This is a genomic window from Exiguobacterium sp. SH0S2, from assembly GCF_004337185.1.
Taxonomy (GTDB): domain Bacteria; phylum Bacillota; class Bacilli; order Exiguobacteriales; family Exiguobacteriaceae; genus Exiguobacterium; species Exiguobacterium aurantiacum_A.
Map to the genome: position 1 here is coordinate 404549 of NZ_SJVB01000002.1, position 24218 is coordinate 428766.

Sequence of the window (24218 nt, forward strand, 5' to 3'; positions counted from 1 at the left end):
AATTGAGAAACGTTGTCAACGTGAAGTTTAAGGAATTCATAAGTTGTTCCATTGAAGAAACTAAAAAACCTGCCCATCTCCATCTACAGAGAAGGCAGGCTCAAGTCAAAGTCGTTCTTTTAGAGCGGTTTCCCAAACTCGGGGCGCCCTTCCTCATTCCATATAAACATTTGGGCCCGCGCATGACGATTCGGATCGTACAGTGGATCACCTTCGATCTCTGTATACGTCCGAGCGTGGTAAACGATGACGTCTTCACCGTTCTCGTTCACCGTGAAGCTGTTGTGTCCGGGACCGAATTGATTGACTGCTTCATTCGTTTGGAACACCGGCCGAAACGCTTTCGACCATGACGCCGGGTTCAACACATCAGATTCGCTTGATGCACACAGCATGCCCAAACAGTAATTATCATCGGTCGCACTCGCAGAGTACGTGATAAAAATTTGACCGTTCCGCTTCAATACTGCTGCTCCCTCATTGACGAGAAAACCGCGTGTCTCCCAATCGAACTCCGGCTTTGTCAACATGACTTGCGGCAATTTGATGGTCCATGGATTTTCCAGCTCGGCGATATATAAATTTGAGTTCCCGTCGATGGCGGGATCTTTTTGCGCCCACACGAGATAATGTACGTCTTTATGCTCAAATACAGTCGCATCAAGGGCGAACGAATCCCATTCGGTCTGGACTTGACCTTTTTCGACCCATTCCCCGTCAAGCGGGTTCGCCGATTCGTTCTCTAACACGAACATGCGGTGGTCGAACAAACCATTGACGATGTCACGTGACTTCGCGGCAGCAAAGTATATATACCATTTACCGTGAATGTGATGTAGCTCAGGCGCCCAAATCAAGTCGCTCATCGGGCCCGTCTCATGCTTCACCCATGCGGTCACCGGCTCGGCCGTCTTAAGCGCTTGAAGTGATTTAGCCCGACGTAGCTCAATCAAATCATATTCAGGCACTGACGCCGTGAAGTAGTAATAGCCATCGGTATGCATATACACCCACGGGTCGGCCCGTTGTTCTAAAATCAAATGTCGATCTTCCACTTGCTTCATCGTACAGCCTCCTCGTCACGAATCGGTCGGCCGAACACTGGGCCGACTTCATCCCACATGAACGGTTGGACACGCGTATGTCGGTTCGGGTCCCAGAGCGGGTCCCCTTCAATCTCTTTGTAGTTACGGGCGTGATAGACGAGGATGTCCGTCCCGTCATCTAGCGTCGTAAAACTGTTATGGCCCGGTCCGTATTGGCTTGCCGTTTCATCGGTTTCAAAGACCGGTTCGGGATGTTTCGTCCAACTCCGAGCGTCCAATAGAGTACTCGTCTCCTCGGCGCGCAGAAGGCCCATGCAGTAGTTGTGGTTCGTCGCACTCGCAGAGTACGTGATGTAGATATGACCATTCCGCTTCAAGACGGCGGGACCTTCGTTTACAAGGAACCCGACCTTCTCCCAGTCATACTCCGGCGTCGCAATTATCGTTTGTGGCCCCGTGAGCGTCCACGGATTCTCCATCTCCGAGATGTAAAGGTTCGAGTTACCTTCGATGGCCGGGTCTTTTTGGGCCCACACATAATAGAGGCGCCCCTCGTGCTCGAACGTCGTCGCATCAAGCGCGAACGATTCGCACCAAGTCCGGACCTGTCCTTTTTCGACCCATTCGCCTTCTAACGGATTCGATGAGCTATTCTCGAGCACGTACATCCGATGATCGAAAATGTCGTCTTCCCGCGCGGCCGCGAAATAAAGGTACCATTTCCCATGGATGTGATGTAGTTCCGGAGCCCAAATATTAGCGCTCATGATTCCTGTCTCATGCTTGTTCCAAACGACTCGTTCTTCCGCCTCTGTCAAGCCCGCGAGCGTTTTCGCTCGACGGAGCGGAATGCCAGTGAAGTCAGGCAATGAGGCCGTGAAATAATAATAGCCATCTGTATGGCGTGTGATCCATGGGTCCGCCCGTTGTTCAACTAACGGATTCGTGATCGTCTCTCTCATAAAGAACGCTCCCCTATCTCAGATTGTGTTCGCTTCAAGCTCATATGTTTCAATAACGTATGTCGTTCTCTCAAGCGGTATGCCTCTCTCCGACTACTCGCTAACAGAAGTGAGGAGACTCCGATCTCTTCGGGTCGAAGCGGCGCCTGTAACGCGCGGAAGATGTGTTCGAGCTCTTCCCGTGTCGGCATCTGCTCGGCCCACGTCCGTAACGAGTCCGGTGTGTTGGGCCAGTCGAGCATCGTCGTTTTATACGTATCGATGAGCTCCATCGTGGCGATGGCGACTTTCGTTCCATGAAGGACCGCCGGACGATGGTTGGCGATAAAGTCCATCTCCCAATAATGGGACAAGTGATGCTCACCGCCGGAAGCTGGATGCGAATGGCCAAAAATCAACATGGCGATCCCCGACAACAGTAGGGACTCCATCAGTTGATCCAACCCGTCCGCGTCTCGTTCATAGATGGCAGGCAAGGTGTCCACACACGATTGTAAAGCCTGTTCTGTCAGCGATGCTGCGACCGCACAAAACGGTTCACCACCGTCAAACGCTCCAAATCGCCAGTCCAACAAGGACGTGTACTTCCCAAGCATATCGCCGACCCCTGCTGCAATCAATGCATCGGGTGCCTTACGAATCACCTGGTTCGGGACGAATACCGCAATCGGAGAAACGAGTTGGTACGTGATTTTTTTGCCTCTTACAATGAGCGGCGCCCCTTTTGACGTAAAACCATCCACTGATGGTGCGGTCGGCACCGAGATGAATGGCACTTTCGTTTTGGCCGCACAGAAACGGGTGACATCGTGAATCGTACCTGCTCCTAGCGCAATGAGCGCGTCGACGGTTGCCTCTTGGGCAAGCAACACTTGAACGACCGAGCGTTCATTCGCCAAGACGTCACCTTGCTCGTCCGCTTGGAGCGAAACGAGCGACACATCGACTCCGATTTTCATCAAGGCTTCTCGTAGCGGGAGAAACCCGACGCGCTCGGTATTGGCGTCGGCGACGACAAGGACACTTGTCCATCCTTTTTCTTGTACAAATTCGGCCAATTCGTCCCAGACGTGATCTGACGCGACCATCCGTTCAATTGTGATCGCGTGATGAGGATTCCCGCAGTCACAGGCTTGCACACGTTGGTTGATCTGTTCGAGGTTCATCGGCTGACTCCTGTCTCGACTCGGTACGTCGTTTGCCAGCGGTACGTGTCTCCCGCCTTCAAACGAATCGACGGGAACGTCTCATGGTGCACCGCATCAGGGAGGTGTTGCGGTTCAAGACAAACGCCGTAGTAACGTCTCGACATCCCTTCACGCAATGAAGTCGTCTCGTTCATCTGATTCCCCGAATAGAGGACGATGGCGGGGGCGGTCGTCGACAACGTCAACTCACGCTGTGACTCTCGGTCATACAATCTCGCTTCACGTCGATCAGTGAAAATAAACGGATGATCGTAGCCGTTGACCAATTCATTTTGCGGATGTGTCGAGACGACACCATCGGACAAGGCGCGACCTGTCCGAAAGTCGAACGGTATACCGTCCACTTCAAGCAAGCGTCCCGTCGGAATCAAATCATCACGCAGCTCAGCGAACGTGTCGGCGGACAACGTAAGCTCATGGTTCAAGATGTCCCGCTCGCCCCCACTCAAGTTGAAGTACGTATGGTTTGTCAGATCGCATATTGTGTCTTTGTCACACGTTGCCTCGTACGTGATGATGACACCTTGGTCAATCAGTTCGAACATGGCGCGGACATCGAGCGTGCCAACATACCCGTTCGCTCCGTCCGGACTGACATAATGAAGCAACACGCGATCAGACGTCACCTGCTCGACCGCCCAGACGCGACGATGTAAACCATCCCCGCCGTGCAGATGATGCATTCCATCATTCGCAGGTAAGCGATAGGTCGTGCCGTCAAGATCGAACGTGCTGTTGTCGATCCGTCCGGCAACTCGACCGATTGTCGCTCCTAAATAATACGTGTCCTTCATGTATTCCTCGACCGTGTCGTATGACAAGATGATGTTTTCCCAACCCTCGTCTTGAATCGAGAATTCTTGCAACGTCGCACCGTAAGTCAATATGTTCAAGCGACACGAGTCATTTTCGAGTACGATTGTTGACTCTGTTTGCTGCTTCATGACATCTACTCCTTTTTACCAAACGTTCAATGGGCAGTGCTTCGTCGCGAGTCTGGCCCGATATGAGACATAGCACCCACATTTTAAACACGTGTCTTGTTGGTGGAACGGACAAGCCGCACAATGCGTGAGTCGTGCCTCATATTCGGCATCTGGGACTTGGTCCATGACTTCCGCATCGATGGTTAACAGCCAGTCCGTATCCGTTTCCTGAGGAAGACATGTCCGGCATCGTCGCGTCTCCACCACTGTCATCTCAGCGGACCGCGATCGTGATGACGCTCATCGCCGGGACGTCGAAAACGAGCTTCCCGTCTTCCGTGACAGTCACATCATGATTGCGTGGTGAGACGAGATCCGGCTGTTCGAACGTGTTATGGGCGTTCAAGTGGTCCGCCGTCAAGATTCGGGCCGACACGTCAGAGATGGCGCCGATGCCCCGTAAATCGATTTCGACCGTATCGCCTTGCTCATGGTCGAGTTGGCACAAGCTAATATGGAGCACCCCGTCCGCATTTCGCGAAGCAGTGGCGTTCACCGCCGGAATTGCTTCATCTTTGGCCACATAGTTACGTGTATGCGCGGCGAGTTCGACGCGCTCTGCGTCTTGGTGGACACTGTACATCTCGAACACATGATACGTCGGAGTGAGGACGAACTGGTCTCCTTCTGTCAAAATCATCGCCTGCAACACGTTGACCATTTGGGCGATGTTCGCCATATGGACGCGGTCGTTATGGTTATGGAAGATGTTGAAATGGATTGCAGCCACGAGTGCATCCCGAATCGAGTTTTGTTGATACAAGAAACCTGGGTTCGTCCCTGGCTCGACATCGAACCAAGTGCCCCACTCGTCTACAATCAACCCGACGCGTTTCTCCGGGTCATACTGGTCCATGATTTGGCCATGCTTCGTGATCAACTCATCCATATGGAGAGCGCGCTTCAATGTGATGAACCATTCGTCCTCCGTGAAATCGAGGGCTGATCCTTTGCCCAACCAGAAGTCGCCGGGGATCGTGTAGTAATGGAGACTGAGTCCATCCATCATCGTCCCTGCTTCCCGCATGAGGACCTCTGTCCATTTATAGTCATCGATATTCGCTCCGCCAGCAATTTTATAGAGTTTGTTGCCGTCATAGTTGCGGACGTACGTCTGGTAGCGGCGATACAGATCCGCATAGTATTCCGGGCGCATGTTTCCGCCGCAACCCCAGTTCTCATTCCCGACGCCGAAGTAGGTGAGTTCCCACGGCTCAGTCCGACCGTTCTCTTGACGCCAGTTCGACATCGGTGACTCGCCGCCGAACGTCATGTATTCCACCCATTCCGACATTTCTTGGACCGTCCCACTTCCGACATTCCCGCAGATGTATGGCTCACACTCGAGCAGTTCACAGAGGCGCATGAATTCATGGGTGCCGAAGTGATTGTTTTCGACGACCCCACCCCAGTGCGTATTGACCATCCGTTTACGATTCTCGTTTGGACCGACTCCGTCCTTCCAGTGGTACTCGTCGGCAAAACAGCCACCCGGCCAGCGGAGAACGGGAATATTCAATTTCTTCAGGGCAGCGAGCACGTCATTTCGAATGCCGTCGGTGTTTGGAATCGGGGAATCAGCACCGACCCAGAGGCCTTCATAAATACAACGACCTAAATGTTCAGCAAAGTGCCCATAAATGTGCTTGCTGATTTTCCCTTTCGATAAGTCGGCATTGACGATGATCTGCGTCGTTCCTGTCGCCTTGTGCATCGGTTTAATGAGTTGGTTGTTCATTGTCTCTCCTCCATGAAGAAGGGCCATCAAAGTGGCCCTTTAGATTATGGTCGATAGTAAAGTTCGTTCCACCGTAGCTCGTTGTTGAACTGGACCGTCTCGGTCTTGGCGTCGATGACTGCGATTTCAACGTCGAGCAGTTCCGCAAAATCACGCAATTGATCGGTCGTCACTTCATAGGAGTAACATGTATGGTGCGCGCCGCCGGCTTGAATCCAGTTTTCGACCGCTTGCGCCATCGAAGGTTCTGTTTTCCAAAGAACGCGGGCGACCGGTAAGTTCGGCATCGCTTCTTCCGGCTGGATGCCTTCAACTGTATTAACGAGAAGACGGAAGCGATGTCCGAGATCGATGATACTCGCATTCAACGCCTTGCCGCTCTGTCCTTCAAAGACGATACGTGCCGGTGCTTCCCGGTCACCGATCCCGAGCGGATGGACTTCGATTCTTGGTTTATCGACAGCAATCGTCGGACAAATCTCAAGCATGTGGGCACCGAGCACCATTTCGTTACCCGGCTCAAAGTGGTACGTATAATCTTCCATGAACGACGTCCGCTCGTTGTTCGCCATAATTTTCATGAGACGGACCAACGCCGCCGTTTTCCAGTCGCCTTCTCCAGCAAAGCCATACCCTTGCTCCATCAAGCGTTGGACGGCAAGACCTGGCAACTGCTCCATGCCATGCAAGTCTTCAAACGTCGTCGTGAAGGCGGTATAGCCACCTGCCTCGAGGAAGGCTTTCATCCCAAGCTCGATGCGACCTTGATAACGGACGGATGCGAGGAATTCATCTTCAGCCATCCCTTTATTCGCGATATCATAGCGAGACGCGTATTCATTCATTAACGCATCGAGGTCAGCGTCTGTCACGGCGTCCATATATGTGACGAGATCGCCGACCCCATACCCGTCAACCGTCCAGCCGAGGCGAATCTGCGCTTCGACTTTATCGCCTTCTGTCACAGCGACGTTACGCATGTTGTCACCAAAACGCGCCACTTTTAACGCCTTACTCTCCGACAACGCATGCGCCACTTTCATCCAGTTCGCCATCTTCCCACGTGTCGCCTCATCTTGCCAATGGCCGACGATCACTTTGCGTTTGACGTTCATGCGACTCGTGATAAAGCCGTGCTCCCGGTCGCCGTGCGCCGATTGGTTCAAGTTCATGAAGTCCATATCGATCGCATCCCACGGGATATCGCGATTGAACTGTGTCCCGAAATGGAGCAACGGTTTTTGCAGGACACGCATGCCACTGATCCACATTTTCGATGGCGAGAACGTGTGCATCCAAGTGATGACACCCGCACACGAGTCGTCCGCGTTCGCTTTTAACATCATCTGACGAATTTCTTCTGAATTTTTAACGACGCCTTTAAATACGACTCGATCCTTGAATGCGTCGTCCGCATCGAGACCGACCACCATGTCTTTTGAGTTTTGTTCAACTTGTCGGAGCACGTCTTCGCCGTAAAGCATTTGGCTTCCTGTCACGAACCAAAATTCGTATGTTTTCGCTGTCAACATTCAAAGTCCCCCTAATATCAAGGCGAGTGACGGTCATTTTTGGCCGTAGTATGCATTCGCCCCGTGTTTTCGCAAATAATGTTTATCTAATACGCTCTGTTTAATCGGTGTCAGGCCTGGATTTAAATTCAAGGCATGAAGGCCCATCTTCGCGACTTCTTCGAGGACGACCGCGTTATGGACGGCTTCATCCGCGTCTTTGCCCCAGCAAAACGGTGCGTGGTTCGCCACGAGCACACCGGGTACGGCGACTGCTTCGAGCATCAACTCATCAAGTGTTTCCAAGATGACATGTCCCGTCTCGAGTTCATACGCCGTTTCGATTTCCTCGTCTGTCAATTCACGGGTGCATGGGATCTCGCCATAAAAGTAATCAGCATGTGTCGTTCCAAACGCCGGGATGGCCCGCTTCGCCTGTGCCCAACTTGTCGCCCATGGCGAATGTGTGTGCACGACACCACCGATTTCAGGGAGAGACCGGTAGAGCGCGAGATGGGTCGGTGTGTCTGATGAGGGACGCAGTTCACCTTCGACGATGTTACCTTCGAGATCGACGACGACCATATCCTCCACGGTCAATCGTTCGTAAGGGACGCCGCTAGGTTTGATGACGACCAAACCGGCGTTGCGGTCGATGCCGCTGACGTTGCCCCAGGTGAACGTGACCAAACCGTGCTTCGGAAGAGCCAAGTTTGCTTGTAACACTTCTTCTTTCAAGCGACGGCTTACCATACAGGCTCCTCCTTCACACGTGAGGCTTCAGCTTTTATTTTTTTCAAACGTTTCATGACGTCGTTTTCGCCGCGACCAAAGTAATCGTATAGTTTCGTGTATTCGGCGAACAAAGCGTCATACGTCTCGACGTTCTCCAAGATCGGCTTATACGTCTCTTCTTTGATGCGGCCCATCTTCGCTGCAGCTTCTTTGATCGTGGCATAACCGCCCCGCTCCGCGCCGGCAGCTACTGCTCCGAACATGGCGGAGCCTAGAGCTGGTGTTTGCGAAGAGGCTGAGATTTTGATCTCCATGTTCAAGACGTCCGCATAAATTTGCATCATGAGTGCGTTCTTTTCGGCAATCCCACCTGCGGCATACACTTCATGCACGGGGACGCCGCTGTTGCGGAACGCTTCCACGATCGTCCGCGTCCCGTACGCTGTCGCTTCGATTAACGCCCGATAGATGTCTTCCGGCTTCGTGAGCAATGTCGCTCCGAGAAGGACACCCGTCAAATTCGTATCGACGAGCGTTGACCGGTTTCCGTTCCACCAGTCGAGAGCAACGAGTCCACTCTCACCGACACGTTGACGGGCTGCTTTCTCCGTCAACAGCTGATGGATGCCGATACCTTTCAAGGCGGCCTCTTCCACGTAATGCCCCGGGACACATGTCTCGGTGAACCATTCAAAATGGTCCCCGACACATGATTGACCAGCTTCATAGCCCATCAAGCCTGGAATGACACCGTCTTCGACGACGCCGCACATGCCTGGGACGACTTGTTCATCTTCACCGAGCAGGATGTGGCACGTCGATGTGCCCATGACCATCAACATCTTGCCAGGTTCTGCAATCCCGACGGCCGGCACCGCCACGTGGGCGTCGACGTTCGCAACCGCGACGGCCGTGCCCGGAAGGAGTCCGATGCGCGCGGCAAATGCTTCTGTCAGTTCGCCTGCTTTGGCTCCAATCGGCGCGATGTCACGCGATAGTTTCTCTTCGACGACGTTCTCCAACCGAGGATCAAGCGCTTTGAAGAACTCGTTTGACGGATAGCCGTCTTGTTTATGCCACATGGCTTTATATCCAGCTGTACAACTGTTTCGAACGACACGGCCCGTCATCTGAGAGACGACCCAATCCGTCGCCTCTAGAATCTGATCCGCTTCCTCATAAATCTCCGGGGCCTCGTTCAAGATTTGCCACACTTTCGGGATCATCCATTCCGATGAGATTTTACCGCCGTATCGTTTCAAGAAATCCTCGCCCCGCTCGGCCGCGATGCGGTTCAACTCATCCGCCTCGTCCTGAGCGGCGTGGTGCTTCCAAAGCTTCACGTAGCTGTGTGGATTCTGTTGATGTTCCTCACGGAAACAAAGTGGATTCAAATGTTCGTCTATCGGTAAGATCGTGCATGCGGTAAAGTCGATGCCGAGCCCTATGACTTGCTCCGGCGTGATCCCTGCCTCTTTCACGACGGCCGGGATGGTGATTTCCAGTACTTCTAAATAGTCTTGTGGATGTTGGAGCGCCCAATCATGCTCGAGACGGGTCGCCCCGTCCGGTAAATATTCATCCATCACGCCGTGTGTGTACGGTTTGACCGCTGTCGCCACTTCTCGACCTGTCGCTACGTCGACGAGGACCGCGCGTCCTGATTGCGTCCCATAGTCGACACCGATTGTATAATTGGTCATATTCATCACCCTACCTCCAAAAGAATACGCTTACATAAAGGATGAAAAAAATAAAGTGTGTGGGCACTCCTCTCCCTTTCATCCGTACAACTATTCAAATAACGTGCTTGATTCATACAGAAAACAAAAAGATACAATCAAGTTGTACGTATAACTTACACCTTGATTGTATCAACTATTTTAAATTAATCAACTGTTTTCAACATTTCATTCGAACATTTTTGTAATTTTTCTGAGCAATTTGTGACAAGCCACTTAAAATGAATCGACAGAAGTTGTACGGATATTTATAACTTTTTGCCGATAAAGACATGACCTTGGTCAGACAATCCGGCAAATACGAGCGTCTCTCGCCAATTCTCCCAATCCCAGCCCGGTAACACATACCAAGTGATTCCTTCGGGACCGTAGAGCTTGATGCTCGCATCCGCCAGTTTTTCAAACCGTCCTCGTTCGCCATGCTCCGTCACGAACGTCCCGTCAGCCAGGAGTTCAATCTTACTCGAATGTAGGACGCCATGGTACGTTCGGTCCATGTAAATCCACTCCCACTCTCCGAAGAGTTCTTGCATCTCGACAGGACGTTCCGCTTCCCCGGCATATCGTTCCGGAGATACGAGCGGCCAGCCCGACTCCGTCCAGATGATTTTCCGGATATGCAGCTCGTGCCAATGCGGATCTTGCTCACCTCTGACGTGATGGACGAGATAATCATCGTCCCCGTCTTGTAAGACGGAGTTATGCCCAGGCCCGACCCAGCCCTCATTATCCCCGAACCGATAACCGCCTAAAATCTTCATGCCAACTTGTTGCGGGTCGATCTCGAGGTCGGTCATGACGTTCCCATCAAAATCGACGTACGGTCCGGTGATCGAAGTCGATCGGGCCACACGGATGTGATAGTCCTTGAACAAGGAGTCGTACGAGACGAACAAGTAGTAATGGCGATCCTCCTCCCGGTAGACGATATACGGTCCCTCGACCGCCCCTTCGACACGTTGATGCCGTTTCGCGATCAATGTCTCTTCACTCCCCGGACGTTTCTTCCCCGTCTCCGGGTCGACCGGGAACACGTACAGCCCGCCGAAAAAACTACCGTAGACGAGCCACGGATCCCCATGCGCATCGAACGTGATATTCGGGTCAATCGCGTTCGGCCCCGACGTCCTGGCCTCACTTTTCACCACGAGCCCGTGATCCCGCCACGGCCCATCAATCGTTTCCGCGCTGGCGACACCGATATAAGAACGCGTCTGCCCGAACTGTGAAGCTGCATAATACATGACGTAGCGGCCACCCATGAATACGACTTCCGGCGCCCAAAGTCCCGGCGCCCCGGTCCATTCCACAGCCTCGTGCGGAAGCTCTTCAAGCGCCAAGCCGACATATTCCCAGTGGATCAAGTCCCGCGAGCGACGCACTTGAATCCCGCCGTTTATCTGATGCCCATGGGCAGCGTCCGTCGAGAACACGTAATACCAGTCCCCGACTTTGATTGAGGCCGGGTCGTGGGCGTTGTGCGTGCCCCACATCGTTTCATTCGTCAATCGTTCCAACACATAGCGTTCTTCTCGGTTTGGACTGTTCAATTTTTGCATGGTCCCTCTTCTCCTCTTATCGTTTTTTGCCCCATACGGCGGTGCCATCCTCGCTCAGGCCAGTGAAGATGATTGTCGGTTCCCAAGTCTCCCAGTCCCAAGCCGCTCCGACTTGCGCCTCATACGTCTCCTGTCCGACTTGGACCTCGAGGACCGAATCATTCAATTCCCACGACCCGTCCCCGTCTTCGAGCGTTCCGCCTCGTTTCAACGTCAATACACTCGAGTCTTGCTGTCCGTCGTCAAACCGTGGGAACGTGATGACGTCCCAATCCCCGACCAGGTGCGTTTCGTCGACCTCGATATCGCTCTCCCCCGCATAGCGTTCGGGCGAGACGACCGGCCAACCGTCTTTCGTCCAATACACTTTCCGGACGTGCAGCTGTGACCAGTAGATATCTTCACTCGGCCGCGCCTGATGCAGCACGAACGTATCGGTCCCATCTTGTAAGAATGCGGAGTGACCGGTCCCGACGTATCCGTCATCTCCTTCGAAACGATACGGCCCAACGATTTTCATGCCCGTATCAAACGACTCATCCGATTCGTCTCGTAAGTCCCGGCCAACCGAATCGACGTACGGTCCCGCAATCGATTTCGAGCGACCGATCCGGACGTTGTACGTATCCTCCAACCATCCATACGACACCATCAAATAGTAATAGCCCGTCTCGCCGTTATATAAAATTTCCGGCCCTTCGATACCCATCGACATGTCTTTCCTCTTGGCGAGCAGTGTGCCTTCTGACGACTCATCCACTCGTTTTCCTGTGTCTGGGTCAATCTCCGTCAAAAAGATTCCTCCAAAGTACGAACCATACGTCATCCACCATTTGCCTTCCGCATCTTGCGTCACGTGAGGATCGATTGTATTGGCGACACCCCCGTCACCTTCTTTCGATGCGATGACGGCGCCCTCATCTTCCCAAGGTCCTTCAATCGTTGTCGCAGTCGCTAGCCCGATATACGACGTTCGACTCCCGACCCCTGAGACAGAATAGTATAAGTGGAACCGATCTCCGATTTTCGTGATCGCCGGGGCCCAAAATGTGTTCCCGCCGGCCCAAGCGAACGCCTCCTCAGACACTTGATCAAACACACGACCGACGAATTCCCAATGAACCAGGTCGGTCGATTTACGGATTTGAATGCCGGGCGTCGGAGGACTTCCTACCATGTAATCCGTCGAAAAGACGTAATAGGTGTCTCCGTCTTTCAGAATCGCCCCGTCATGCGTGAAGTTCGTCGCCCACTCACGCTCTTTGTTGAGCACCTCCGGCGTCACATCGTCCACTTTCTTTTCAAACGGTGCTTTCGGGAGTGCTAAATCATTGATCGACGCACTCGTCGTCCGCCAGAAAAAGATTCCTCCGATTGCTACGGCGAGTAGCGTTAGCCATACCATCATTTTTCTCATGTTAAATCCCCTTTCTCCATCAAAAAGGCACCCGCCTTTTTAAAAGACGGGTGCTTCTGTCCTGTCACACCTCAGCCCTTCACACCAGAGATCGCAATCGACTCGATGATCTGTTTTTGGAAGATCATGAAGACGAGCAACATCGGGAGTAACGCCACGACAGACGCGGCCATGATTAACGGATAATCACTTTGAATTGCATAAGATGCGTTAAAGTTCGCGATGACAAGTTGAAGCGTCTGTTTCTCCGGCGAGTTCAAATAGAGAATCGGCCCAAGATAGTCGTTCCAAATTGCCATGAACCAAAGAATCAACTGCGCGGCCACGGCCGGCTTGATCAATGGGAAAATAATCTTGTAGAAGATTTGGAAGTACGAGCACCCATCAATCTTCGCTGCTTCGATAATCGAGTTCGGGATGCTGTTCAAAAATTGGCGCAAGAAGAAAATCATAAAGATGTTCCCGAATAACCCAGGCACAATTAACGGTAACAGCGTATCCACCCAGCCGATGCTCGAGAACATCATGAACTGGGGAATCATGAGCACCGGGTATGGGATCATGACAGAAGCGAACAAGAGAAGGAAGATTTTATTCTTGCCTCTGAAGTTCAACTTCGCGAAGGCGAACGCCGCCAAGCTTGACGTGAACGTCCCGACAATCGTGACGGATAATGCGACAATCAAGCTGTTTGATATCCCTGACAACAGCGGACCCATACTCCAAATTTCCGTGTATTTACTAAACGAAATATCAGTCGGGATCCATACCGGCGGGAGCGCGAATACATCTTCTTTTGATTTTAGTGACGTCGACACCATCCAGAGCAGCGGTGCGATCATGACGACCGCTCCGATGGATAGGAAGATAAAAATGAAGAAATCCGTGATCCGATCCTTCTTCTTCACCGACATCGTTTCCACGTTCTCTTTTTTCCGTGAGAGAGCTAATTGCATAGTTATTCTCCTTTCCTATACGCGAATCGCTCAATCAAGATCGAACGATGATTTTTCATTCATCCGGAATTGGAGCAACGTGACGATGAAAATGAAGAGCCCAAGAACGAGCGCCATCGCCGAAGCGTAACCGAGTTGGAAGTTCCCGAACGATTTTTGCCAAATATAGAAGACCGCAGAGGCAGACGAGTACTCCGGACCCCCGGTTGGTGTCATGACGTTGATTTCCGTGAAAATTTGCGCTCCACCGATGATGTTCGTCACGATGATGAAGAACGTGACCGGTTTGACCATCGGAAGCGTGATGTGCCAAAAGCTTTGCCAAGCGTTGGCTCCATCCAGTTTTGCCGCTTCATAGAATGATTTCGGAACACTTTGGAGCGCCGCCAAATAAAGGAGCATCGTATAGCCGAGCCCTTTCCAAATTGCCATGAGGATAAGCGCTGGCTTGACGGTATCGGTATTTTGGAGCCAGTTCGGCCCATCGATGCCGATCAAAGCCAAAAATTGGTTCACCAATCCGTAGTCTCCGTTGTACGCCCATTGCCATAAAATCGATACGGCGGCAATCGACGAAATGACGGGAATGTAGTAAATCACGCGGAAGGTATCCGTCCCAAAAATCCCTCGATTCAACGCAAGAGCGAGCATGAGCGCGAGGGCGATTCCAATCGGGATCCCAATCATCATAAAGAGCGTGTTGTACATCGATTTATAAAAATATTCATCTTGGAACAAGTTAACAAAGTTCTCAAACCCGATAAATTTCATTTGACCGAGACCGTTCCAATTCGTGAAGGCGCCGTAAACAGAGTACATCAACGGGACGAACGCGAAGAGGAAAAACCCAATGACCGGTGCCGCAACGAACAGATAGGCGTATCGCTGCTCTGTTCGATATAACTTAGAAATCGATTTTGTCTTCATTGTTCTTCCATCCTTTCAACGTCAGAGACGCGGGTGGCGAACATCGCCACCCCGTTTCGACTCTCTGATCAGTTCGCCTGTTTCTCTTGTTCGATCGCCGCATCGAGCAATTTCTGCATCTTCGGCTGCGCCGTCTTCACATAGTCTTCAACCGACGTTTTGCCGTCGAGGACAGGCTGGATGTTTTTGAAGAACTCGTCATACCATTCTGCCGTGTATGTTTTCTCAGCTGGGAAGCCGCGGCCATAGTCATTGATCAAATCAAGGAACTCTTGTTTGTTTTCTGGTTTGATCGACGTGTCAGCCGCCCAGTTGTCTGCAATTTCCATACTGTTCGGCAATTGGACTTGCGCATCTACGAGCGCCTGTTGCCCTTCTTGGTCGGCAGACAAGTACATGGCCAGTTCCGCTGCTTCTTCTTTATGTTTCGTCGTTGAACCGACACCGATCCCGAGCGAACCGACCCATCCTGATGCTTTACCCGTCGAACCAGCTGGCCACGGAAGTAAATCATACTCAAATTTCAGCTGTTCTTTAAATGCCGCCATGTCCCAAGGACCGACCGGGAAGAAGGCAAGTTGTCCTTTCAACCAACGTTGGTACGTGTCGAGCGTCTGTGTTTCCCCGATTGACGGTGTGATACCATGTTTCAACTGCTGGTCGACGAAGAACTGTAACGCTTCGATGAATTTCGGATCATCGATCGTCACTTTCGTGCCGTCCTCGTTGATCCAGTCCGCTCCATTGCTCCAAACGAACGGCTGAAGGGCCCAGTTCACGTTGAAGCCAGTGCCGTATTGATCCATTTTTCCGTCACCGTTCGTATCTTTCGTCAACTGTTTGGCAACGTCCACGAACTCATCCCATGTGTACGGTTTGTCTTTATCCGGAAGCGCAATGCCCGCGTCTTCGAACATCGTCTTGTTGTAGCCGAGTGCGAACGGTCCTAAATCTTTCGGCAGTCCGTAAATTGCGCCTTCTCCAAGCGTCTCACCATCGAAGCGATACTTGTCGACACCCTTCTCCCAAATATCGTCCAACTTGACGTCTTCTGAATTTTCAACCGCCTCTGTGATATCGAGTAGCACACCCGAGTTTACGTATGCTTTCACTTGGGCAGGATTATAGAAGAAGACGTCCGGAATCTTCCGACCCGCGATAGCCGACTTGAGTTTTGTATCGTACTGATCAGGGGCCGTCTGGACCATCGTCACCTTCACGTCTTTGTTGGCTTCTTCAAAACGTTTCACCGTCGCTTGATAGGCTTTTAACTCTTCTGGATTTCCACGGAACATAAATGTCAGTTCAACTTTTCCATCAGCGCCTGCCTCATCTCCCGAACAGCCGGCGAGCGCCAAAGAAGTTGTCATCAGTGCTGACATCGTTAACGCAAACATTTTTTTCGATTTACGATTCATTGTGAATTCCTCCATCACTTTATATTCATGTGCAAAGCATGATAAAGATGTACGTACATGTTGAGTTAAATAAAAAAGCAAACTGTATAATGAAGCCCACACAACACTATACATTTACTCACCAACAAACCGATATAGTTAGTAATGAAAGCGTTTTCTGTACAATTTGAGTCTATTACACACGTTCGGACATGTCAATTCGATTTTTATGTATTTTTGTATTTCGTACGTACATATTCATAGAAAATTCAGATGCTTTTTTTGCTTATTCATAGTAAATGGTACATTTGTTTGTTAGTATGTAAGTAAGATTATATCTTGTACGTATGAGTTTCCTGACGTACATGAAAGAAAGCAGGGACGCCAGATGGCACAACGCACAAAGTACAATATGGTCAAAGATCATATTCTTGAATGGATAAAAGATGGAACGGTACGACCAGGTGAAAAAATTCCTTCTGAAAATGAATTGGTCCAATCCTTTGGAGTGAGCCGTCACACGATTCGACAAGCTGTTGGAGAATTAGTGAACGAAGGCTATCTTTACCGTGAACAAGGCTCGGGCACATACTGCTCCCTTGTCCTTCCGACCTCTACTCCCCAAACGATCGAACGTTCGGGCAATGGTAAAAACATCGGGGTCATCACAACCTATATGTCCGATTATATCTTCCCGTCTATTATCCGGGGGATTGAATCACATTTGGCTTCGAAAGGATATACGTTGACACTGTCTTGTACGGATAACAATGTCGAGAAAGAAAAGCAATGTCTCGAAATGATGTTAGATCGTCAAATCGACGGGCTGATTGTCGAGCCGACAAAGAGCAGTAGCTACAATCCGAATATCAAATATTATTTAGAACTCGAACAACAGCATACTCCTTATTTGATGATTAACCAATACTATTCGCAACTAACGCCTCCATACTTGATCATGGATGACGAAAAAGGCGGATTCTTGGCTGCTGAACACCTGATCAAACTCGGTCACGAGCGCATCATGGGACTTTTCAAAACGGACGACCTCCAGGGAGTCCACCGAATGCGTGGCTTCATTCGAGCGTTCCGGGAATACAACCTTCCCTTAGAGCCAGAATTAATTATAACGTATACGACAGAAGAACTTGTGCCTTCTTTTTATGACGTGATTCATCAAGTATTTCAAAACGCGGACGAGAGACCTAGTGCAATCGTCTGTTACAACGACCAACTCGCCCTCAACGTACTGGACCAACTAAGAAGTCTGCGTCTCTCTGTCCCGCAAGATGTCTCACTCGTCGGATATGATGATTCCGTACTCGCAGTCGCGACGGAAGTGAAATTGACTTCTATCGTCCATCCTAAACAAGAGCTGGGCCGTGCCGCAGCCGAGTGGATCATTGCGGCTGTCGAGAAAACAGAGACACCACCGTCACATACGTATGAACCTGAATTGATTGTCCGAAACTCGACCGCACCCTATAATCGTCTCGAATCTAAATTAGGCTGATTCACCCCTAACTTCTTGGAGGTCATCATGAACTTAAAGCATGAACACAACAAATTATTCCAAGTGCTCGAATTTGTCACCAGCCTGGTCCAACTGAACGTGGTCTTCTTACTGAGCATTTTGCCTCTCATCACACTGTTCCCAGCCTTATACGCCTTGAATGCCGTCACACGGCAATGGGCGGTCAACCAAGATTACAGCGTGTTCCGCGCCTACTTTCGCTTTTTTAACGAAGGAGTGCGCCGCCATTACAAGCTCGGTGCCGTCTGGACCTTATTTCTGCTCATCTTGTTGATCGACTTTTTACTCATTCGCCAAATCGATGCGTGGCAAACGATGCTCTTTACAGGTCTGTTCGTGATCGGCTTTGTCTTCATCGCTCTTTCTTTGTTCCTGTTTCCGATTTTGACGCATTACGAGATGAAGACGATGGACGCTTTGAAATTGGCGCTATTCAGTATCATGCGATACGGATATATCATCGTGCTCGCGCTTCTGTTATTCACGGCACTCGGCATGCTCGCGTACCGGTCACCACTCTATTTGTTGTTCGGCTTTTCATTCATCGTGTTTTTGACGACGAAATTGTACCTTCACCAGTTAGACCGCACCATCACGAGTCAACACATCGATATCTAGTCCCTTGAAGCAAAACATGACTCCATCTGCATCTTGATTGTGCAGACGGAGCCATGTTTACTTTTTGTATTCTCGCATCACATCCGCCATCGGACACCCGGCCTGCTCGAGCTCAAAGACAATGCGCGTATAATCCTCATCGTTCCGGTTCTGGCTCAGCTTGAAGGCCGCCTGAATTTCATCGATATCGATACGGAAACCGACGACCCCATGTTTTTGTCGTTGCACCGGCTCCGATAACTCCTCCCAGACGACGGCGTTCTCTCTCTCCCCTTCATGGTCACGGAGTAGCCCTGCCAGATCTTCCTCGAGTTGTTCCGCGTTCAAGATGGTCGATTTCCCATATAGATGCACAGATTGATAGTTCCACGTCGACACGTCCTCGTGGCCATACAAGGACGCCGAGATATAGGCGTTCGCTCCTTGGACGATAATGAGCACGGTCTGGTCTTCGATTGTCTGCCATTGTGGGTTGTTTTTGGCGACGTGGGTCGTGAACCAAACGTGGCCATCTTCTGCGTGAAATCGGAGCGGCACGTGTGTCGCGTGCGGCTTCTGCCCGTCATGTGTGACGACGGTGCCGAACGGATGGGCTTTCAAGAAAGCGTGGACTTCTTCAGCGTCGTTGACGGCATATAGTTTTGGAACGTACATCGAATTCCTCCTCCATTGTTAGCTAGCTTATAAACAAAGCGGCTCATCACATTAAGAACTAACACAAACTTACTCGACGAAGCCGCAGACTTCAACTTATCGGACGTGTTTCTAATCTGTCTGTCGGGTATAGGAAAAAGGACGACTGACACTATAGGAGGAATTTGATGGAACCGACAATTCAAGCATTCGTATTCGATGTGTACGGGACGCTGTTCGATGTCCATTCCGTCAAGGCGGCGTGTGACGAACAGTTCCCGGGGAAAGGTGACCAGATCAGTCAGACGTGGCGCACGAAGCAACTTGAATATTTCTTCATCCGTCAGATTTCGGGCCGCTACGAAGACTTCTCGGTCGTCACGCGTGACGCCTTGCGTTACGCCTTAGCGGCGGCGGATGTGACCGCTTCTAGCGACGTCGAGGATGCGCTCATCGCCACGTATGCGGAGCTCTCGCCATACGAGGAAGTCGAGGACGTGTTGAAGCAGCTGCGGGACACCCAGACCGTCGTCTTGTCGAACGGGACCGCTGACATGCTTGAACAATTGATCGCGAACGCGTCGTTCACCGAACTGTTCGACGAACTCGTCAGCATCGACGGCGTCAAACAGTTCAAGCCGTCACCTGCCGCCTATATGAGCTGGTTCAAGACGACCGACTTGAAGCGGGACGAGGTGCTGTTCATGTCTTCGAACGGCTGGGACATCATCGGCGCCAAGAACTTCGGCTTCCGGACGGCGTGGATCAACCGTGACGGCAAGCCCTTCGAAACGATGGATGTGCGTCCAGACGCGGTCTACGATGATTTGACCGAAATTTTGGAATGGAGAACTTCCTAACGTCTTGCTTTTGAGAAGGAGGAATCGTGATGAAGGCACTATTTTTGAACTGTTCGTTGAAAGGCGGAGACACGGTATCACATACGGAAGGTCTGATGAAGGACATCATCCCCCACTTTGACAAACTCGGCGTCGAGTCAGAGATCGTCCGCGTCATCGACTACGACGTCGCTTTCGGGGTGACCGAGGACGAAGGGGCTGGCGACGAGTGGCCGCAACTCTTCGCCAAAGTGAAAGCCGCCGACATCCTCATCATCGGGACGCCGCTTTGGCTCGGGGAGAAGAGCAGCGTCGCCACTCAAGTGATCGAACGGCTATACGGCGGGAGCGGGCTGAAAAATGAACACGGTCAAGCCATTTACTACAACAAAGTCGGCGGTGTCGTCGTGACGGGCAACGAGGACGGGGCGAAGCACGCCTGTGCCTCAATCCTGTACGGTTTGTCCCATATCGGCTTCACTATCCCGCCGAACGTCGACGCATACTGGGTCGGCGAAGCCGGTCCAGGCGACTCTTACCTCGACGCCGGCCGCAACAACGCCTTCACGAAAAAGAACGGACGGGTTTTGGCGTATAACCTCTATCATTTCGCGAACATGTTGAAACAACATCCGATCCCGGCCGAAGGCAACATCATGCCGTGACCGACCAAGGCGAGGAATCCACAAACGGATTGATCGTCTTTTGCCGTTGTGTGCGAAAATGAAGGTACCATCCACGAAATGAGGAGATATTATGGCACACCGCATCTACACGACGAGCTTCGCGAGCGTCTATCCGAGTTACGTCGCGAAAGCCGAACGGAAAGGCCGGACGAAAGACGAAGTCGATACGATCATCCGCTGGCTGACCGGCTATGACGAAGCCGGGCTCGAGCGGCAACTCGAAGCCGAAGTCGACTTCAACACGTTTTTCGCATCGGCCCCTGACATGAACGAGGATCGCGCTCTCATCAAAGGCGTCGTCTGCGGCGTCCGCGTCGAGAACGTCGAGGAGCCGCTCATGCGCGAGATCCGTTACTTGGACAAACTCGTCGATGAACTGGCTAAGGGCAAGGCGATGGCGAAGATTTTGCGAGGGGGCGAACAGTAATGGACTATACGACACTCGTCGATGACAAACGGCTCGACAGCTTTATCCGCTTGATTGACGTGATTGATGCGAACTTACCGGACGGGTTCGAGAAGACGACCGACGGGAAAGGTGTCCATTACGTCGTGCCGTTGTCGATGTACCCGCCTGGTTATCACGTGACGCCGGGCATCCCGTTGCCGTTTTTGAGCGTCATCGCCCAGAAGAATCACGTCGCCTTGTATCATATGGGCGTCTACGCCGACGAAGACGTGTTGCGTTGGTTCGAGCAGGCGTACGCTGAACGAGTGCCGACGAAGCTCGATATGGGCAAGAGCTGCATCCGCTTCAAACACGTGAAGCATATCCCGTACGACTTGATCGGTGAGCTCGTCGCGAAGATGACACCGGACGAGTGGGTCGCCACCTACACAGGACGCTAAAAAAGACAGGTCGATTTTTATGTCGACCTGTCTTTCGTTCGTCATACATTGAATTTTTTCGTCATTTGGCGCATCTCGTCTGCCATGTTCGACAGTTCTTGCGCCGAGGCCGTGATTTCTTCCATTGACGCCATCTGTTCTTCCGTCGCCGCCGATGTGTTCTCGGTCTCGGTCGCCGTCGTCTCGGTGATACCTTGAATCTCATGCACCGATGTCAACACTTCGGTCGCACCTGCCGCCATCTCTTCGACAGCACCAGACACTTCCTCGACTTTCTGGCTCACCTCTTCAATCGCGAGCTTAATCTCATCGAACGCCGTCCCTGCCTGTTGGACGTTCGTCACGCTGTGCGCCATATCGTCTTCGACAACGTGCATCGTCTTGACGGCTTGTTTCGTCTCCGTCTGCGTGTCCGTGATCAGCGACGCGATCAACTTCGTCGCGACGGCCGACTCTTCGGCGAGTTTCTTCACTTCAGAGGCGACGACGGCGAACCCGCGTCCATGATCGCCGGCCCGGGCCGCTTCGATGGCCGCATTTAACGCCAGCAAGTTCGTCTGCTCGGCGATGCCTGAAATCGTTCCGGTGATCGTCCCGATCTCTTGGGAACGGACGTCGAGTTGACCGATGACGTGTTGGAGTGATTTGACTTTCTCATTCATCTCCTCGAGCTGTGTCTCGAGCGTCTCAATTAGTTCATTACCGGCTCCGACTTTTCGAAGTGCGCCTTCCGAGAGCTCTGTCATCTGCTGGGCGCTGCCCGAGACGTGGTGGATCCCGTTCGTCAGTTCCGTCAGTGTGCCGTTCGATTCTTTCACCCGCGTTAATTGGCGGAGCGACCCTGATGCGATCTCTTCCATCGTGACGGCGACCATTTCCGTCGCTTTCGTCGTCTCCTCGACGTTCGATTTCAAGTCGTCCGAAGATGTCGCGACACGTCCAGCCGTCACCGTGACGCTACCGATCAAGTCACGCAAGCTTTCTTTCATCTCATTGAACGACATCGCGAGCGAACCGATCTCGTCACGAGACGTATACGTGCTGTCGACGGTCAAGTCACCGGCTCCGGCACGGCTCATAAGTCCATTCAATTCACGGACCGGCCGCACGATGAGACGCGTGATATAGACGCCAAGTCCGATCGAGACGAGTGCGCCGATGGCGACGAGCACCCAAAACAAGAGCACCGACTGAGCACGATTTTCTTGCATCGCCGCACTTGCCGTCTCGGCTTCTTCGTTAATCCCGTCCATGACGACCGTCGCCGTTTCGACGAGCGCGAGGCGGATTGGGCGTAGCTCGCTGACATATTGACGATAGGCTGCCGTATTCTCGTTTCTGATTGCCGGTTGCAAGACGATATCAATCCGTTCCAAATACGTCGTAATCAACGTATTCAAATCTGTGACCTGTTGTTGCATGTCAACATCTGTCGAAGCGAAGTTTTCATTAAACAACTTTAAATTCTCGACCATGCTATCTCGTCGCTCCGTAATATTTTCTTGGAGTTCCGCGTTACGACTTTCTTCGGTTGCTAACATCAACTCGAGTAAATAGCTTTCCAGGGCTCGGTTATCGGTCCGAACTTGACCGAGTGCCCGAATCGGCAACAACCGCTCCTCATAAATTTCTTCCCCCGCGTCGGCCATCCGTCCCATCAAGACGTGGCTGAGCGCCGCGATGATGACAAGCGTCGCGATGAACGCGGTGATGAGCACCGCAAACTTTTTAGACATTTTCAAATTCTTCATGACCATCCCTCCTATCTGCTTTATCGTAGGAAAGAAGGTTCACGTGAAGTGTGATCGCACATGCGTTGACCTAAGTTTCTATTTTTCGACAGATTATACGATTCATCAGCACATTGAGCGCATGTTTGTAAGCTGTCTCACCTTCATTTCAATAAAAAATGCGATACGATGAACAAAAGAAAATCGATTCGAAAGGAATGATTCCCGTGCCGCGCCCGCTCAAAATCAGTCTCCTGCTCGCCGTGTTCGGGAGTATCTTCTATATCACGCATTTTCATTACGAACTCCGCCCGTCCGACATCCGCGACGTCGTCTTGTCGTTCGGTTGGTGGGGACCGGTCATCTTCTTCCTCATCTACGCGATCGGACCGATCGTGTTCTTGCCGACGTCGATCTTATCGCTCGGAGCCGGCCTCGCGTTCGGTGTCTGGCCGGGCGTCCTGTATATTCTGTTCGGAGCGACGGCTGCCGCCGTGACCGGCTACGTCATGGCGCGCTTGTTCGGACGCTCCGTGCTCAAGGTCGAGAACTATCCGTGGTCGGAAAAGCTGTTCACGCAGATGGAGCAGCGCGGGTTTTTATACGTGTTCGTACTCCGGCTCATCCCGCTCGTCAGCTTCGATCTTCTCAGCTACGCGGGCGGGATTGCCAAGGTTCGCTTCAGGTCATTTATTCTCGCGACCGTGCTCGGGATGATCCCCGGTACACTCGCCTATAGCTTTTTAGGGGCAAGCCTCGCTTCAGGGAGCGTGACGACGGTCTTCGTCGCCGCCCTCGTCTTCGTGAGTTTGATCGGCATCACATATTACTTCCGGGAGCCGGTGAAACGGTGGCTCGGGCTCACTTCGAACTAGAGCACGTTAGAGGACGCGACCGGTCAACTTGAGTCCCGGACCAACTAAAAAACAGACCGCGAATTTTGGATTCGCGGTCTGTTTTTTAGTTAACGGCTGAAGAAAGAGATTTTTGCAGTCGATCGAATGACGAGCATCGTCACAAACATGAGGATGGCCGTGACTTTGAAGCCCATATCCCCAATCACATTGAATTCATATCTTAATCCGAAAAGTAAGAGCAATCCGAGGACAACTCCCATTAAAAACATCATGTTTTTCATACAATCA

General features: G+C 51.8%; 24 protein-coding genes. 7 read left to right on the forward strand and 17 right to left on the reverse strand.

The features are described 5' to 3' along the window. Positions 1-119: 119 nt before the first annotated feature. From EVJ21_RS06780 to EVJ21_RS06845, 14 genes are all read right to left on the reverse strand, one after another. Complete coding sequence (locus EVJ21_RS06780; protein ID WP_131490192.1) at positions 120-1064, reverse strand: glycoside hydrolase family 43 protein; 945 nt, start codon at positions 1062-1064, stop codon at positions 120-122. Beyond that, on the reverse strand, positions 1061-2008 hold the full coding sequence (locus EVJ21_RS06785; RefSeq protein ID WP_131490193.1) for a glycoside hydrolase family 43 protein: 948 nt from the start codon (positions 2006-2008) through the stop codon (positions 1061-1063). The genes EVJ21_RS06780 and EVJ21_RS06785 overlap by 4 nt, the downstream gene beginning before the upstream one ends. After that, positions 2005-3174: a sn-glycerol-1-phosphate dehydrogenase gene (locus EVJ21_RS06790; RefSeq protein ID WP_131490194.1), complete on the reverse strand. Its 1170-nt coding sequence runs from the start codon at positions 3172-3174 to the stop codon at positions 2005-2007. The genes EVJ21_RS06785 and EVJ21_RS06790 overlap by 4 nt, the downstream gene beginning before the upstream one ends. Then, positions 3171-4160 (reverse strand): aldose epimerase family protein, encoded by a 990-nt coding sequence (locus EVJ21_RS06795; RefSeq protein ID WP_131490195.1) that lies wholly within the window; start codon positions 4158-4160, stop codon positions 3171-3173. Before EVJ21_RS06795 ends, EVJ21_RS06790 begins: the two co-directional genes overlap by 4 nt. Positions 4161-4175: 15 nt before the next feature. After that, positions 4176-4406, reverse strand: coding sequence for a DUF6171 family protein (locus EVJ21_RS06800; protein ID WP_131504895.1), 231 nt, complete (start codon positions 4404-4406; stop codon positions 4176-4178). 10 nt (positions 4407-4416) lie between these two features. Next, entirely contained in the window at positions 4417-5916 is a 1500-nt protein-coding gene (locus tag EVJ21_RS06805; protein ID WP_131490343.1) for an alpha-N-arabinofuranosidase, read from the reverse strand. 68 nt (positions 5917-5984) lie between these two features. After that, positions 5985-7472 (reverse strand): L-arabinose isomerase, encoded by a 1488-nt coding sequence (gene araA / locus EVJ21_RS06810; RefSeq protein WP_131490197.1) that lies wholly within the window; start codon positions 7470-7472, stop codon positions 5985-5987. Between the two features lie 33 nt (positions 7473-7505). Continuing rightward, entirely contained in the window at positions 7506-8204 is a 699-nt protein-coding gene (gene araD / locus EVJ21_RS06815; RefSeq protein ID WP_071398291.1) for an L-ribulose-5-phosphate 4-epimerase, read from the reverse strand. Continuing rightward, a complete protein-coding gene (gene araB, locus EVJ21_RS06820; RefSeq protein ID WP_131490198.1) occupies positions 8198-9895 on the reverse strand; it encodes a ribulokinase in 1698 nt (565 codons plus the stop codon). The genes araD and araB overlap by 7 nt, the downstream gene beginning before the upstream one ends. A gap of 281 nt (positions 9896-10176) precedes the next feature. Beyond that, positions 10177-11487, reverse strand: coding sequence for an arabinan endo-1,5-alpha-L-arabinosidase (locus tag EVJ21_RS06825; RefSeq protein WP_131490199.1), 1311 nt, complete (start codon positions 11485-11487; stop codon positions 10177-10179). Between the two features lie 16 nt (positions 11488-11503). Then, positions 11504-12904, reverse strand: a complete 1401-nt coding sequence (locus EVJ21_RS06830; protein ID WP_131490200.1) for an arabinan endo-1,5-alpha-L-arabinosidase — start codon at positions 12902-12904, stop codon at positions 11504-11506. Positions 12905-12975: 71 nt separating this feature from the next. Then, a complete protein-coding gene (locus tag EVJ21_RS06835) occupies positions 12976-13818 on the reverse strand; it encodes a carbohydrate ABC transporter permease (RefSeq protein WP_084812969.1) in 843 nt (280 codons plus the stop codon). Between the two features lie 72 nt (positions 13819-13890). Then, entirely contained in the window at positions 13891-14787 is an 897-nt protein-coding gene (locus tag EVJ21_RS06840; protein ID WP_071398295.1) for a carbohydrate ABC transporter permease, read from the reverse strand. A 68-nt stretch (positions 14788-14855) separates the two neighbouring features. Next, positions 14856-16205 (reverse strand): ABC transporter substrate-binding protein, encoded by a 1350-nt coding sequence (locus EVJ21_RS06845; RefSeq protein WP_131439070.1) that lies wholly within the window; start codon positions 16203-16205, stop codon positions 14856-14858. A 367-nt stretch (positions 16206-16572) separates the two neighbouring features. Here EVJ21_RS06845 and EVJ21_RS06850 point away from each other — a divergent pair, with 367 nt between their 5' ends. Then, positions 16573-17697: a GntR family transcriptional regulator gene (locus EVJ21_RS06850; RefSeq protein ID WP_071398300.1), complete on the forward strand. Its 1125-nt coding sequence runs from the start codon at positions 16573-16575 to the stop codon at positions 17695-17697. 27 nt (positions 17698-17724) lie between these two features. After that, entirely contained in the window at positions 17725-18336 is a 612-nt protein-coding gene (locus tag EVJ21_RS06855) for a DUF624 domain-containing protein (RefSeq protein WP_131490201.1), read from the forward strand. A 57-nt stretch (positions 18337-18393) separates the two neighbouring features. Here EVJ21_RS06855 and EVJ21_RS06860 read toward each other — a convergent pair whose 3' ends face one another. After that, positions 18394-18990: an FMN-binding negative transcriptional regulator gene (locus EVJ21_RS06860; RefSeq protein ID WP_131490202.1), complete on the reverse strand. Its 597-nt coding sequence runs from the start codon at positions 18988-18990 to the stop codon at positions 18394-18396. Between the two features lie 167 nt (positions 18991-19157). Here EVJ21_RS06860 and EVJ21_RS06865 point away from each other — a divergent pair, with 167 nt between their 5' ends. The 4 genes from EVJ21_RS06865 (at position 19158) to EVJ21_RS06880 (ending at position 21343) form a co-directional block, all read left to right on the forward strand. Further along, complete coding sequence (locus EVJ21_RS06865; protein WP_131490203.1) at positions 19158-19829, forward strand: haloacid dehalogenase type II; 672 nt, start codon at positions 19158-19160, stop codon at positions 19827-19829. A gap of 29 nt (positions 19830-19858) precedes the next feature. Beyond that, on the forward strand, positions 19859-20473 hold the full coding sequence (locus EVJ21_RS06870) for a flavodoxin family protein (RefSeq protein ID WP_131490204.1): 615 nt from the start codon (positions 19859-19861) through the stop codon (positions 20471-20473). Between the two features lie 88 nt (positions 20474-20561). After that, positions 20562-20921 (forward strand): DUF2200 domain-containing protein, encoded by a 360-nt coding sequence (locus EVJ21_RS06875; RefSeq protein WP_131490205.1) that lies wholly within the window; start codon positions 20562-20564, stop codon positions 20919-20921. Continuing rightward, positions 20921-21343, forward strand: coding sequence for a DUF1801 domain-containing protein (locus EVJ21_RS06880; protein WP_131490206.1), 423 nt, complete (start codon positions 20921-20923; stop codon positions 21341-21343). The genes EVJ21_RS06875 and EVJ21_RS06880 overlap by 1 nt, the downstream gene beginning before the upstream one ends. Positions 21344-21384: 41 nt before the next feature. Here the strand turns inward: EVJ21_RS06880 and EVJ21_RS06885 are convergent, their stop codons facing one another. After that, positions 21385-23094 (reverse strand): methyl-accepting chemotaxis protein, encoded by a 1710-nt coding sequence (locus EVJ21_RS06885; protein ID WP_131490207.1) that lies wholly within the window; start codon positions 23092-23094, stop codon positions 21385-21387. A 206-nt stretch (positions 23095-23300) separates the two neighbouring features. Between EVJ21_RS06885 and EVJ21_RS06890 the strand changes: the two genes are divergently transcribed. Next, positions 23301-23948 (forward strand): TVP38/TMEM64 family protein, encoded by a 648-nt coding sequence (locus EVJ21_RS06890; protein WP_131490344.1) that lies wholly within the window; start codon positions 23301-23303, stop codon positions 23946-23948. 89 nt (positions 23949-24037) lie between these two features. Here EVJ21_RS06890 and EVJ21_RS15355 read toward each other — a convergent pair whose 3' ends face one another. Beyond that, positions 24038-24211: a hypothetical protein gene (locus tag EVJ21_RS15355; protein WP_161568103.1), complete on the reverse strand. Its 174-nt coding sequence runs from the start codon at positions 24209-24211 to the stop codon at positions 24038-24040. Positions 24212-24218: the final 7 nt, after the last annotated feature.